The 12,567-nt window shown below is 57.0% G+C and carries 13 protein-coding genes; 7 read left to right on the top strand and 6 right to left on the bottom strand.

Annotated elements, in window-relative coordinates; all coding sequences use genetic code 11:
* Positions 1-78 precede the first annotated feature (78 nt).
* Positions 79-903 carry a phosphatidate cytidylyltransferase gene (locus AC5S16_RS22030; protein WP_493932277.1) on the bottom strand — a complete coding sequence of 275 codons (825 nt, stop codon included), beginning with the start codon at positions 901-903 and terminating at the stop codon, positions 79-81.
* An 85-nt stretch (positions 904-988) separates the two neighbouring features.
* Here AC5S16_RS22030 and AC5S16_RS22025 point away from each other — a divergent pair, with 85 nt between their 5' ends.
* Both AC5S16_RS22025 and AC5S16_RS22020 read left to right on the top strand, forming a co-directional pair.
* Positions 989-1,906 (top strand): vWA domain-containing protein, encoded by a 918-nt coding sequence (locus AC5S16_RS22025; protein WP_493932276.1) that lies wholly within the window; start codon positions 989-991, stop codon positions 1,904-1,906.
* A 106-nt stretch (positions 1,907-2,012) separates the two neighbouring features.
* On the top strand, positions 2,013-2,969 hold the full coding sequence (locus tag AC5S16_RS22020) for a catalase family peroxidase (protein WP_493932275.1): 957 nt from the start codon (positions 2,013-2,015) through the stop codon (positions 2,967-2,969).
* 39 nt (positions 2,970-3,008) lie between these two features.
* Here AC5S16_RS22020 and AC5S16_RS22015 read toward each other — a convergent pair whose 3' ends face one another.
* Together AC5S16_RS22015 and AC5S16_RS22010 are read right to left on the bottom strand one after the other, a co-directional pair.
* Positions 3,009-4,292 (bottom strand): sensor domain-containing diguanylate cyclase, encoded by a 1,284-nt coding sequence (locus AC5S16_RS22015; protein ID WP_493932274.1) that lies wholly within the window; start codon positions 4,290-4,292, stop codon positions 3,009-3,011.
* Between the two features lie 138 nt (positions 4,293-4,430).
* Positions 4,431-4,805 (bottom strand): helix-turn-helix domain-containing protein, encoded by a 375-nt coding sequence (locus AC5S16_RS22010; RefSeq protein WP_493932273.1) that lies wholly within the window; start codon positions 4,803-4,805, stop codon positions 4,431-4,433.
* Positions 4,806-4,939: 134 nt separating this feature from the next.
* Between AC5S16_RS22010 and AC5S16_RS22005 the strand changes: the two genes are divergently transcribed.
* The gene (locus tag AC5S16_RS22005) at positions 4,940-5,671 is read left to right on the top strand and encodes an SDR family NAD(P)-dependent oxidoreductase (RefSeq protein WP_493932272.1); all 732 of its coding nucleotides are present in this window, start codon (positions 4,940-4,942) and stop codon (positions 5,669-5,671) included.
* 149 nt (positions 5,672-5,820) lie between these two features.
* On the opposite strand, the gene uppS is transcribed toward AC5S16_RS22005, so the two are convergent.
* The 3 genes from uppS to AC5S16_RS21990 form a co-directional block, all read right to left on the bottom strand.
* Positions 5,821-6,642 carry an undecaprenyl pyrophosphate synthase gene (gene uppS / locus AC5S16_RS22000; protein ID WP_493932271.1) on the bottom strand — a complete coding sequence of 274 codons (822 nt, stop codon included), beginning with the start codon at positions 6,640-6,642 and terminating at the stop codon, positions 5,821-5,823.
* Positions 6,643-6,755: 113 nt separating this feature from the next.
* Positions 6,756-8,189: a DUF3300 domain-containing protein gene (locus tag AC5S16_RS21995; protein WP_493932270.1), complete on the bottom strand. Its 1,434-nt coding sequence runs from the start codon at positions 8,187-8,189 to the stop codon at positions 6,756-6,758.
* Positions 8,190-8,344: 155 nt separating this feature from the next.
* Positions 8,345-8,881, bottom strand: a complete 537-nt coding sequence (locus AC5S16_RS21990) for a helix-turn-helix domain-containing protein (RefSeq protein ID WP_493932269.1) — start codon at positions 8,879-8,881, stop codon at positions 8,345-8,347.
* Between the two features lie 179 nt (positions 8,882-9,060).
* On the opposite strand from AC5S16_RS21990, the gene AC5S16_RS21985 reads away from it, so the two are divergent.
* The 4 genes from AC5S16_RS21985 (at position 9,061) to AC5S16_RS21970 (ending at position 12,421) form a co-directional block, all read left to right on the top strand.
* Positions 9,061-9,684 (top strand): HAD family hydrolase, encoded by a 624-nt coding sequence (locus AC5S16_RS21985; RefSeq protein ID WP_493932268.1) that lies wholly within the window; start codon positions 9,061-9,063, stop codon positions 9,682-9,684.
* A gap of 34 nt (positions 9,685-9,718) precedes the next feature.
* Positions 9,719-10,747, top strand: a complete 1,029-nt coding sequence (locus AC5S16_RS21980) for an acetamidase/formamidase family protein (protein ID WP_493932267.1) — start codon at positions 9,719-9,721, stop codon at positions 10,745-10,747.
* Between the two features lie 42 nt (positions 10,748-10,789).
* Positions 10,790-11,482, top strand: coding sequence for a class I SAM-dependent methyltransferase (locus AC5S16_RS21975; RefSeq protein ID WP_493932266.1), 693 nt, complete (start codon positions 10,790-10,792; stop codon positions 11,480-11,482).
* Positions 11,483-11,641: 159 nt separating this feature from the next.
* Positions 11,642-12,421, top strand: a complete 780-nt coding sequence (locus tag AC5S16_RS21970; RefSeq protein WP_493932265.1) for a glycosyltransferase family 2 protein — start codon at positions 11,642-11,644, stop codon at positions 12,419-12,421.
* The last annotated feature ends 146 nt before the right edge of the window (positions 12,422-12,567 follow it).

Here is a 12,567-nt window from a genome sequence, read left to right as displayed (position 1 = left end):
TAATTATGAATTGTCATCCCTCCGCTACCCTTCGCTCCGGTCGGGATGACAATTCTTAGCCCATACTAAAACAATCACTCAGAAAGCTTGTTCTAACAGCACCGCATACCACAGCACGGGAGCAGCCAGCAGCAACGCATCAATCCGGTCGAGCACTCCGCCATGTCCGGGCAGCAGTTTGCCCGAATCTTTTACTCCGGCCCCGCGCTTGATCGCCGACTCGATCAGGTCGCCCACCTGCGCCGCCACGTTCAGCAGCACTGCCAGCCCCAGCCAGCGCACAATCGATCCCGGATAAGACAGCCAGTCAAATCCACGCCGCGCCAGCGCTTGCGCCAGGAAGTACAGCCCCGCGGCAATCAGCACACTGCCAACAACCGAGCCGACACTGCCCTCCCATGTTTTGTTCGGACTGATGGAAGGCGCCAGCTTACGCGCTCCATAGGCGCGGCCTACATAAAGCGCGACAATGTCTCCTGCCCACACGACAAAGAGCAGGAACACCAGCAGCGATGGCCCATTTTCCTGGGCGCTGAGCAGCGGAATCGTCGTCAATGACAACCCGATATACAGCAGCCCGAAGACCGCATAAGCCGTATCCGGCAGAACGCGCGCGAGCGGCGAGCGAAAGGAGCAAAAAATAAACAGCGCGAATGCCAGGCAACCTAGCAGCGGTGTTATAAATTCCGGCCGAAAAAAATTGCACGCAAAAAGCCCTGCGATAGCGACCAGCACAGCAACGCGCGGAGTTTTTGCGCCGGAAGCATCCGCGAGGGACAGGAACTCCCATGCGGCCAGAAGCGCCACAGCAGCGGTTACGCCAGTGATGATGGGAAGTTTGTTGGTGAAGACCAGCAATAAAACCAGCGGAACCAGAACAACAGCAGTCAGGACACGTTTCATCGTTCGTAATTGGAGAATACACGTTCGCCTGTCAATTTGCGCCACATGCCGCTCGATAAACGTCTAATAAACAGGAGAAAAAAATATGAAGAAGTTCCTGGCTTTTGTATTTGCGTTTGCATTTTCTCTGCCTCTTTTTGCGCAGCAGGGCGATATGATTTCCGCCCGCACCATTGTCACCGCCTTGCCGAAAAACGGCGAAGCCGCCCCCTTGCAGCAACAGAATGTCAAAGTCTGGGCCAACGGCAAGAGCAGCGATGTGACCGCCTGGCAGCCACTCAAGGGCGATCGCGGGGGACTTGAGTTTGTCGTTCTCATCGATGACTCAGCGCGCAGCGGCCTCAGCCTGCAATTCAATGATCTGGCGAAATTCCTGCAGACGCTGCCGTCCAACGCGCTCACAGGAATCGCCTATATGCAGAACGGCCGCGCAGCCTTCGCCCAGAACCTCACCGCCGATCACACTCTCGCCGCAAAGGCGCTGCGCCTTCCGCAGGGAGTTCCCGGCGGCAATGCCAGCCCCTATTTCTGCCTCTCTGATCTCGCAAAGCACTGGCCTTCCGAAGACCCGAAGAACCGCCGCGAAGTGTTGATGATCACCGACGGAGTAGACCGCTACAACCTGCGCTATGATCCCGACAATCCTTACCTGCAGGCTGCCATCAGCGACGCGCAGAAGGCGGGCATCATCGTCTATTCGATCTATTACCGCGACGCTGGCCGCCTCGACCGCACCGGGTACGAAACCAACGCAGGACAGAACCTGCTGACGCAGCTCACTGACGCCACAGGCGGAAAACTCTACTGGCAGGGACTGGGGAATCCGGTTTCGTTCCAGCCGTTTCTTGAAGACCTGGGCAAGCGTCTCGAGAACCAGTACGAACTCGGATTCACCGCACGAGCACGGTCAAAAGCTGAACTGGTCGAATTCAAAATAAAAACGGATACCGCACATATAAACGTAAGCGCTCCACAGCGGGTTCCTGTTGGCGCCGCACAATAAGCGCTGTGCCCGCCCGAAAAATTTCTCGGGACCGTTGCATTCAAAACAAACGGACACAGGTAGAGTAGGAGGACATGAGTTCAAACCAAGTAAGGAGTTAACTCTCATGCCTCTCTCTACCGATCCGAAAGCCGTAGAGCTTGCAAGCGAAGCGATCCAGGGCTTCGACAAAGTTGCAGGCGGCATCCACCCGGGCTTCCGTCCCGGCCACGCAAAAGGCATCCTGCTTACCGGCACATTCACTCCTGCGCCCGATGCCGGCAAACTCACCAGCGCGCCTCATATTCAGCGCCCATCCACTCCTGTCACTGTGCGCCTCTCAGATTTCGCCGGGGTTCCCAACGTTCCCGACAACGACCCCAACGGAGCCAGCCCGCGCGGCTGCGCCATCCGCTTCAACCTGGCCGACCATGTACACACTGACATCGTGGCGCATTCCGTCGACGCCTTCCCTGCCCGCACTGCCGAAGGGCTGATCGATTTCCTGAATGCAGTCGCGGCTACCGATCCCAATGGCCCGCATCCCAACGCCATCGAGCAGTACCTGGGCTCGCATCCTGAAGCACTCGCCTTTGTACAGATTCCCAAACCCATCCCCACCAGCTTCGCCCACGAATCCTTCTTCGCCGTGTCGGCTTTCAAGTTCACGAACGCCGAAGGCAAGAGCCAGTACGGACGCTATCGCGTGCTCCCGGCTGCTGGCAATGAATACCTGAGCGCGGAAGACGCAGCCAAGCAGTCTCCCAATTTTCTTTTTGATGAACTGAAGCAGCGCATTGCAGGCGGCCCGGTGAAATTCAAGATCCTCGTCCAGCTCGCTACGGATGGAGATCAAACCGACGACGTTGCTGTGCGCTGGCCGGAAACCCGCCCGCTCGCAGAATTCGGTGAAATCTCACTCAACGGAATCGTCGAAAACAATGCGAAGGAACAGCAGCACATCATCTTCGATCCCATTCCCCGCGTGGACGGCATCGAAGCCTCCGCCGATCCTCTCTTCCAGCCGCGGGCCGATGTCTACCTGATGAGCGGACGTAGAAGACGCGCGGCGCAACAGGCATAAACCCCAACTGCGGAGCGCGGCCAGCGCGCTCCGCAGCCGCTATCCGCAGACGACCTGGTTCCGGCCGCCTTCCTTTGCACGATAAAGAGCCTCATCGGCGCGCTTGAGAACCACGTTGATGTCGCGTTCGCCGGGCGCGCGCGAGGTCACGCCGATACTCACAGTGAATGGGATCACCTTGCCGTTCGGCCAGGTATGCACGAAGGCCTGCTTCTCGATGCTGACTCTCAGTTTCTCTGCGGTCTCGCATGCTTGTTGCTGGTCGACTCCCGGCATGGCCGCCACGAACTCCTCGCCGCCGAGTCTCGCGAAGACATCGAACTGGCGGGCCGTTGCCCGTCCCGCGTCGGCCAGGGCTTTCAGAACTTCATCACCCACATCATGGCCGTAGGTATCGTTCACCTGCTTGAAGTGGTCGATATCCAGCATGAAGATCGAAATATCTCCATCCGTTTGAAGCATATTCTCTGCTGTATCGGTAAACGCTCTCCGGTTCGGCAGGCCCGTCAGTTCATCCGTCGCCGCCTGTTTCTGCAGCAGGTCCATCAGGTGAACGCGATCGGCGATGTCGCGGATAATGGCGGTGAACTCGAGAACACCGTTCACATTGATTTTCGATATCGCGATCTCCACCGGAAGCATGCTTCCATCGCGGTGCTGACCGAAGATCCGGCCGCGTTCATTCATCTGCCTCGAATTCACCGGCGACCTCGCAAACTTGTTGACATATTCGCGATGCACCGGACGAATGCTCTCCGGAATGAGGCGCTCGAGCGGCTGGCCAACGACCTCGTCCTGAGAGTACCCGAACAGGTATTCCGCCGCGCGGTTGAACAATGTGACGTTGTTCTGCTGGTCGATCGTTATGATGGCGTCATAAGCGGCATCCACAACAGACCTGAAGCGGGAAGTGCTGATTTCGAGTTGTTGTGTCAGCAGCATTTTGGAGGTGATGTCGAGCCCCGTGACGAGGATTTCGTGTATCTCGGAGCTCCCATCCTTGAGCTGCAACGGCTTCAGCGACAGGCGCCACCAATGGGTTCCGTCCCTCAGGTCATAGGCCTGCTCGAGCTCCTGGGGAATTCCGGTATCGAAGCACTCCTGAAGCCGTTCGCGAAGTTCGCGACGCGCGTAGCTTGGCAGCAGCGTATCCAGCGGCAAGGGAAAATTGCGGGTATTGGAAGGCCGTCCGCCGGCCATTTCGAAGAAGTCATCGTTGCATGCAGTTACAACCAGCGTGCGTGCATCATTACGCCCAACCACCGCGACACTTGCCGCGATTCCTTCAACCAGCTCCTGGATCGTGCTCGACCATTGAGTCATTCTTCACCCTTCATACTCTGGACGTATCCCTTATACCAGCGGTCTCGCGGACACGCCAGAAGGCTTCGGCATGTTGAGTCTGCCTCCGCCAGAATTGCACTCCAGTCAGTTTAGTCCCGACAGTGTTAATGGAATGCTTCAGCTTGTTAGCGGGCTTTTCAGTTGGCGTTTGACGACTTTCTTCACTAAAGGCTTTTTTACGCGCGATTCGCTCGACTGAACCTTGTACGCATTCACGATGGCCTGGAGCAATCCAGGAAAATGTCCCTCAATCTCCGTACACCGCGAGGTGTTGTGCATTTCCACGCCATGCCGTTCGCTGCGAATGAGTCCATTTTCCCTCAAAATCCTGAAGTGCTGCGAAAGAGTCGACTTCGGAATCGACCTGTCCTGAACTCTGAGGAAGGTCGAACAGTTCTGCGGGCAATCCTGCGCCAAGATGTCGGCAAAAATAGCAACCCGCACCGGATCGGATAAGGCATAGAGAATGCCTTCTACCGTAACCTCCTCCATAGAGGGATGAAATAAGGGGCGCATATTTACAGAGAGTAGCTGTTTGGAGAAAACGGTTCAATAGTTCAATAATTCCGAACTTTTGAATCTATGATGAAACCGCATCCATCTATTCCCCAGGAGGATGACCCCTCATGGGAAAACTTGAAGGGAAAGTAGCCGTCATTACCGCAGCGACCTCGGGCATGGCCCTGGCAACCGCCAGGCTCTTTGTCGAAGAGGGCGCATACGTTTTCATTACCGGACGACGCAAGGAAAAGCTGGATGAAGCCGTGAAGCTGATTGGCCGGAACGTGACCGGAGTGCAGGGCGATGCTGCCAACCTGGCTGACCTCGACCGCCTTTACGAAATCGTTAAACGTGAGAAGGGCAGGATCGACATCCTCTTCGCCAGCGCCGGCCAGGGCGAGCTCGTAAAACTCGAAGAAGTAACCGAGGAACACTTCGACAAGACTTTCGACCTCAACGTGCGCGGTACGCTGTTCACCGTGCAGAAAGCATTGCCGCTCTTCAATGACAACGGCTCTATCTTTTTGAACGGATCGATCGCCAGCATCAAAGGCATCCCGGCTTTCGGCGTCTACAGCGCCAGCAAGGCTGCTGTGCGCTCTTTCGCACGCACCTGGCTGGTGGAGCTCAAGGACCGCCGCATCCGCGTAAACATTCTCAGCCCCGGCACCATCGATACACCGATTCTCGATCCTCTGGGCCCTGACGCGAAAGAGCACTTCAAGTCCCTCATCCCACGCGGCGAGATGGGCCGTCCGGAAGAGATTGCTACTGTTGCCCTCTTCCTCGCTTCCAGTGATTCCAGTTTTGTAAATGGTGTGGAGCTTTATGTGGATGGAGGCACTGCTCAGATATAACTAGCTGCTTGCTGCTGTGAAAAAAGCCCGCTGATTCTCAGCGGGCTTTTCTAATTTTTCGATGCCGTCACCGTTTTCTCGCGCCAGCGAGCAATCATTTCGGTAAAGCAAGAATGGCGCCGAAGGCGCGTACGCCTGGACGGCCAGTCCTAGCTGTTGACTAGCTGGTTGGCGGGCAGCGAGGCTACGTCGTCGGACTCGGTGCCGTCGCCCAGTCCGCCGTAGCGGCGCTCGCGGCGCTGGAAGTCCTCGATGGCCTCCAGCATGTGGATGCCGCGGAAATCCGGCCAGAGGCGGTCGGTGACGTAAATCTCGGTGTAGGCAATCTGCCAGAGAAGGTAGTTCGAAATCCGCATCTCGCCTGAAGTGCGGATCAGCAGATCGGGATCAGGCATGTGCGCGGTGTAGAGATGCCGCTGGATATCCTGCTCTGTGAGGTCTTCGATGCGGATGTGCTTCTGCTCGATCTCCTGATGCAGCCGCTTGAAGGCATCGATCAGTTCCGAGCGTGCTCCGTAGTTCAGCGCCAGCGTTAGAGTTGTACCCGTATTGCGCTGAGTAGCTTCCGCGGCCCACTGCATGCGGTCCTGCACTTCGGACGGAAGCTCATGCGTGCGGCCGATGTACTGGATGCGCACGTTGTTGTCATTCATGCGCTGCACATTGTTGTTGAGGTATGTGCTCAGCAGGCGCATCAGAAAATTGACTTCCGTCCTGGGACGGCGCAGGTTGTTTTCGAGCGAGAAGGCATAGAGCGTGAGCCATGGCAGGTCGATGCGCGAGGCTGTTTCGACGACATACTGCACAGACTCTGCGCCCTGCTGATGGCCGAGGAAACGCTTCAGGCTGCGTTTCCCTGCCCAGCGTCCATTGCCGTCCATAATGATGGCGACATGCTTGGGAAGGCGTGTTGCATCAAGCTGACGGTAGATCGCCAACTCTTCTGGCGGTAGCTCGTGGATACGGCTCAACGGAAGTCCTCATAACCGACCGTAGCACAGATGCCGGGTTTCGTGTAGGCGCTGCGGGAAACCGCGATGATTCAGTGGCCTTTTCCTTGAGAGAAGGCCGCTGAATCCGTGTTTCAGCGATGATGTTCCCCGCCTCCGCCGCTCGGGTGCGGAGCGCTCATGTGAGGCGCAGGCGCCGGATGCGGAGCCGGCATAGAGCGTGGAGCAGCAGGCGCCGGGCGGCTATAGTTCTGTGGCGGCCTGTAGGTCTGCGCCGGGCGATTGTAATTCTGCGTCTGGGGCGCAGGACGGTACGTATTCACTCCGGGATTTGGGCGGTTATATGTCTGCCCTGGTGCGTACGTTGGGCGCGAAACATTCCCTGGCGTGGGGCGATTGAATTGTCCAGGAGCCGGACGATTGAACTGTCCGTTTACAGGCGCTCCTGGACGGTTGAATCCAGGCTGCGCGGGACGGTTCACCGGAGCAGGTCTTGCACCGGCAGCCACGCTGTGCGCGTATCCGGCATACTGCGGATGATTCATGAACGAGCCGCGCGTACCGGCAAGCTGCGGCGGAGGCGCGCCCGGGCGGCTGAATCCGCGATTGATGACAGTGGTGCTGCGCGTAATGTAAGTCGTGCGGTTGTAGAACACGGTGCGGTTGTGCCATCCCATGCCCCAGTTATGCCATCCCCAGCCCCACGGAGCCCATGGACGAAGAGCAACGCCGGTGGCAAAGCCCATGCGGAAGCCCCATCCGAATCCAGTACCGATATAAAACGCCGGGGCCGGAGTGTAGTAGTATCCTGGCCACGCCACAAGCGGAGGTCCATATGCAACCCACGGATTGTAGACCGGCACATACACCATCTCAGGATCGGTAGGCTGAATCGCGATGCTGCCATTATCCTCGGCCACCGTCTCCTGCGGCGTGTCCGTCAGAGTACCCGCCTGCTGTGCGCGCTGGCGCATCTGCTGCACGGCATCCATCACGTCCTGAGGCTGGTTGTAGTAGGCATTACCGAGGTCGGTCGTCCACTGCATGTTGTTGTGCATTTGCGTCAGCACAGACGGAAACGCAGTCAGCGCCTTCACGCTCGGGTCCCACTGCTGCGCATTGGCTGCGGCGGCAATCTGGTCAGGAGAAGCATTGCCCTGCGCCTGACGCCACTGGTCGGCTTCGACCACCTGTGTCGGATATGTGGACGCGGCAAGAATCTGCGCTACGAGCGAATCGGGATAGAGCGCAATCGGCGCCACCAGCTGATTGAGCTGATCGGGCGATAACGGTTGCCCCTGCTGCACAGGAGCGCCCTGTTGCGGCGGTTGCTGCTGATAATCCGGTGGAGGCGCCTGCTGCGCGGCTCCATTGTCCTGGGGCAGCGGCTGCCCATACTGCGGCATCACCTGACCGTTATTGTCCTGAGGCTGCTGTTGCTGCTGCGCATCCGGCGGAGGAGGAGGCACATCCTGCGCCTGCAATCCTGTGCTGCCTGCAAAAATCATTCCGGCGGTAAGCGCCAGGGCAGGCAGGAAGCGAATTTTTAACGCCGATCTGGGGATCATTCTTCTCACCATCCGGCAGGTCTTGTGGAACTGCCGCCTTACATTGATTAGAACCCCAATTCGACCGTAATGTTTTCCTTAAGAGCTGCTTAAGGCGGAGCACGACCGCATATCCGGGGAGCAAACTGTACAACCCCGGAACAGCAGGATTATTCCTATGCTGTCCTGCGCCGCCCCATCGCCATATCACGCACCTGGTTCAGGAAGATCGACCGCTGATATGCATCCATATGGCATACATACGAAGCGATCTCCTTCAGGAACGGATCCGACAGAATTGCTGTTGCCTCTTCCTGGCGGCGGCTGCGGGCATCGCGCAACAATGCGCAGATGTCCACTTCGAGCGCGTTGGCGAGCCGCTCGAGCGATGAAAGCGTAGGCATTGCCTTGCCGTTCTCGATCTTCGAAATGTACGTGCGCGGCACCTGCATTCTTCCGGCAAGCTGGCGCTGGCTGAGCTTACGGGCACGGCGAATCTCGCGCACGGCGCGCGCGACTTCAATGCCGGAGCCTTCCGGGCTCGACTCAGGAGCATCCGGTACCAGTTGCGGGACGAGTGGTTCAGGTTCTTCGATTTCGAGCGGCTTGTGGCAGCGCCTGCAGAGCGAGTTCGACGTGCGGAATTGCACCAGACTGCAGTGTTCGCAACGAAGTACCTCGCGTGCCTCGACGGTTGCTAAGGTAGTTGCCATAAGTTGTTATACGGAGCGCCAGAGCAGGGCGTCCGGACCTCGGAAACTTCAGCATTGTACTGAAAGCTTCCTCGGCTCTTGTTTACCATGCAGGTAAGGAACCTTAGTTGTCAAGTGAAAACTGAGAGTCTAACCTAAAAAAACCGAAGAATCTCGGACGAAAACAGGAAGAAAGTGCTATGTCTAACCAGAATGGATTTTCCCGCGAACGCGCCTGGGCGCTGCTGAACGAATACACCCAATCCACCAGTCTGCTGAAACATGCGCTCGCAGTTGAGACGTGCGTCCGTGCCTATGGTGAGCGCGAAGCAAATAACCAAGGGCTGAGCGGCGAATCCCGCGATGCCCTCGTCGAGACATATTCTGTCACCGGACTGCTGCACGACTTCGACTACGAGAAATACCCATCGCCTGAAGAGCACCCCTTCATCGGCAACCGCATTCTGACCGAGCAGGGATGGCCCGAAGAAATTCGCACCGCCATCCTGGGCCATGCCGAGTACTCCGGCGTGCCGCGCGAAACGCATCTCGCCAAGGCTCTCTTTGCCTGCGACGAGCTTGCCGGATTCCTCACCGCCTGCTCGCTGGTGAAGCCGACAAAGTCCATCCACGATGTGGAAACAGCAGGCGTGCGCAAGAAGATGAAGGACAAGGCCTTCGCCAAAGGCGTAAACCGCGACGACATCATCAAAGGCGCAGAAGAGCTGGGCGTCTCGCTCGACGACCACATTGCCTTCTGCATCACAGCTATGCAGAAGAACGCCGAGGCACTGGGGCTCAACGGCATCTCTGTAAATTCCTGAGCAGGCCGGGCAGGATTGCATGCTAGGATGGCGCATGCAAAAACGCCTCCTGTGGATTTTCTGTCTTGGTTTAGCTCTTGCGCCTGCCGGTTACGCTGCTGAACATACTCTTCGAGCCACGCCAACAACTGTTGTCTGGGGATATTACTCGGCGAAAGCAAAGCCTGTCCTGACAGTCCACTCCGGCGACACGGTCACGATCGAGACGGGCTGCTCCTGCCCTGCTCCGGAACGACTTGGACAACTTCTGCAGGAATCAGGCATCGCGCCCTCGACCATCCCGCAGTTCTTCCGCGACGTCCACGAAAAGGTCACCGACAAGGGCCCCGGCGGGCACATCCTCACCGGCCCGATCGCGATTGAAGAAGCCGAGCCGGGAGACGTGCTCGAAGTCCGCATTCTCAAGATCGATATGCAGACGCCGTTCGCCATCAACTCCTTTGGCGCGGGACGCGGCTTCCTGCCCGACGATTTCCCCTACGGCAAGACGCGCATTATTCCTCTCGACCGCGAAAAGATGATCGCGCACTTCGCGCCCGGCATCGACATTCCGCTGCATCCCTTCTTCGGCAGCATGGGTGTCGCTCCTCCTGAATCGGCCGGGCGCTACAACAGCGCTCCTCCGTGGATGCACGCCGGCAACATGGACAACAAGGAGCTGGTCGCCGGAACTACGCTCTTCATTCCTGTACACGCCAAAGGCGCGCTCTTTGAAGTGGGCGATGGACACGCCGGACAAGGCAACGGCGAAGTCGACATCACCGCCATGGAGACCTTCCTCACCGGGACCTTCCAGTTCATCGTGCACAAGGACCAGCACCTGCTCTGGCCGCGCGCCGAAACGCCGACGCACTACATCTCCATGGGCTTCAGCGAAGACCTGAACAAGGCCACCGAGATGGCCGTCCGCAACATGATCGACTTTCTGGTGACGGAAAAGCATCTTTCGCGCGACGAAGCCTACTCGCTCACCAGCGTGGCGATTGATGTGGACATCACGCAGCTCGTCGACGGCAAAGTAGGAGTCCACGCGATGTGCCCGAAGACGATTTTTACGAAGTGAGAATTTCTCAACTCGAGCGCAGTACAGTAAGCTGATTTGCTGATGACTGGGAACTCGCTCGACGGCAAATACTACGAAGCCATGAAGCCTGACTCCCTGGCCGAGCGGCTGGGGATTCGCGCCCGTGATCGTATCTACGACGACTTCCTCCGTCTCTGCCAGCCTCAGCCGGAAGAAACAATTCTCGATGTGGGCGTCTCTGATGTCATAGGAGATGCTGCGAATGTGCTTGAACGGCGTTATCCATACCCTGAACGTCTTACAGCGGTTGGACTGGGCACAGCAGAGGAATTCCAAACTGCCTTTCCTAAAGTGACCTACAGACAGATCGCAGCCAACAAGCCGCTGCCGTTTCCGGACAATTCATTCGACATCGCCACTTCAAACGCAGTGCTCGAGCACGTCGGCAGTCCGGAGAACCAGCGCCGCTTTGTAGCTGATCTGATGCGCGTTGCGCGGCGTGTGTTCATCACTGTCCCGCACCGCTTCTTTCCCGTGGAGCACCACACTGCAATTCCCCTTTTGCACTGGTTTGACTCCGGGTTTGCCCTCACCTGCCACCTTCTCGGTAAAGAAAAATGGCGCCGTCAGGAAAACCTGATCCTGATGTCCAAACGGAAACTACGGGCAACGTACCCTCAAGGCGCACGCGCAGAGATCGGGAGAACAGGCATTCTGCTGGGCCCGTGCAGCGCAAATCTTTATCTTTATGTGGACGGCGATCACCGGACTTGAATGGAGGTACAATTCCCCATCGCGCTTTTCTTTTCACAAGGCGCATCAAACCACTTTCAAGAATGTAGTTTTGCGTCAAAGTGGCAGAAAATAATAAGAAGTCAATACTGGAGTTAAACGCGATCGCAGTCCAACCCCCGAAAAGGAGTGCAGACGCTAATGGCCGCCAGCGGTTCCTTCTCCGCCCACCTGTCGGTAGTTGTTCCTGCCTACAACGAACAAGCCACCCTCCGGAAAGTCATAGAAAAACTTCTGCATGTCCCCCACCTTTATGAAGTGATCATCGTGGATGATTGCTCTACCGATGGCACAAACGAAATAGCGTGTGCTTTGGCTTCCGCCCACCCTTCGATCATCAGGGTCATCAGGCACCAGAAAAACGCCGGTAAAACCGAGGCTCTGAAAACCGGTTTTGCTGCGACTACCGGAAATATTGTGATTGTTCAGGATGCTGATCTCGAATATGACCCCTCAGAGATTGTGCATATGATCGATCCTATGGTGAGAGGCGCTGCTGACGTGGTATTCGGGTCCCGCTTCCAGGTGCGGCGGGCAGCCAGAGTCCTGTACTTCTACCACTACCTCGCCAACCGGCTGTTGACGCTGCTTTCAGATGTACTGACCAATTTGAATCTCACAGACGTCGAAACAGGATATAAAGCCTTCCGCGGAGACATTATCCGGAACATGGTAATCACATCCTCAGGCTTTGGCTTTGAGATTGAAGTCACGGCCAAGATCGCAAAGCTGAAGTGCGCCATTTACGAAGTGCCGATCAGCTACTATGGCCGCACTTATGAGGAAGGCAAGAAAATAGGCACGAAAGACGGCATTGCGGCTTTATGGTACCTGATCAAGTACAACGTGCTTACCGATCTTCGAGCTTCCTACATGCACCTGCCGCATCTGGAAGCAACAGAAACAATAGAGCCAGCCTGAGCACCATAATGAAAAAATTAGACGATCAGATGTAGGAGAGATATTAAATTTCTGAAACCTGATTTGCAGACAATGATTCTTGTCGTCGCCGCCTTGTATCTGCGGCCCGAAGAATTTCACTTCGCCAGAATATCCGTGAACTATGT

This window comes from Acidobacterium sp. FHG110202_01, from assembly GCF_059115305.1.
This window is presented reverse-complemented; position numbering and strand designations above follow the sequence as displayed.

Bases quoted from the DNA above. Each gene is read 5' to 3' on its own strand.
- AC5S16_RS21990 (WP_493932269.1), bottom strand. From the start codon at position 8,881: ATGGCAACTACCTTAGCAACCGTCGAGGCACGCGAGGTACTTCGTTGC.
- AC5S16_RS22030 (WP_493932277.1), bottom strand. From the start codon at position 903: ATGAAACGTGTCCTGACTGCTGTTGTTCTGGTTCCGCTGGTTTTATTG.
- AC5S16_RS22010 (WP_493932273.1), bottom strand. From the start codon at position 4,805: ATGGAGGAGGTTACGGTAGAAGGCATTCTCTATGCCTTATCCGATCCG.
- AC5S16_RS22025 (WP_493932276.1), top strand. From the start codon at position 989: ATGAAGAAGTTCCTGGCTTTTGTATTTGCGTTTGCATTTTCTCTGCCT.
- AC5S16_RS21970 (WP_493932265.1), top strand. From the start codon at position 11,642: ATGGCCGCCAGCGGTTCCTTCTCCGCCCACCTGTCGGTAGTTGTTCCT.
- AC5S16_RS22005 (WP_493932272.1), top strand. From the start codon at position 4,940: ATGGGAAAACTTGAAGGGAAAGTAGCCGTCATTACCGCAGCGACCTCG.
- AC5S16_RS21995 (WP_493932270.1), bottom strand. From the start codon at position 8,189: ATGATCCCCAGATCGGCGTTAAAAATTCGCTTCCTGCCTGCCCTGGCG.
- AC5S16_RS21975 (WP_493932266.1), top strand. From the start codon at position 10,790: ATGACTGGGAACTCGCTCGACGGCAAATACTACGAAGCCATGAAGCCT.
- AC5S16_RS21985 (WP_493932268.1), top strand. From the start codon at position 9,061: ATGTCTAACCAGAATGGATTTTCCCGCGAACGCGCCTGGGCGCTGCTG.
- AC5S16_RS22015 (WP_493932274.1), bottom strand. From the start codon at position 4,292: ATGACTCAATGGTCGAGCACGATCCAGGAGCTGGTTGAAGGAATCGCG.
- AC5S16_RS21980 (WP_493932267.1), top strand. From the start codon at position 9,719: ATGCAAAAACGCCTCCTGTGGATTTTCTGTCTTGGTTTAGCTCTTGCG.
- AC5S16_RS22020 (WP_493932275.1), top strand. From the start codon at position 2,013: ATGCCTCTCTCTACCGATCCGAAAGCCGTAGAGCTTGCAAGCGAAGCG.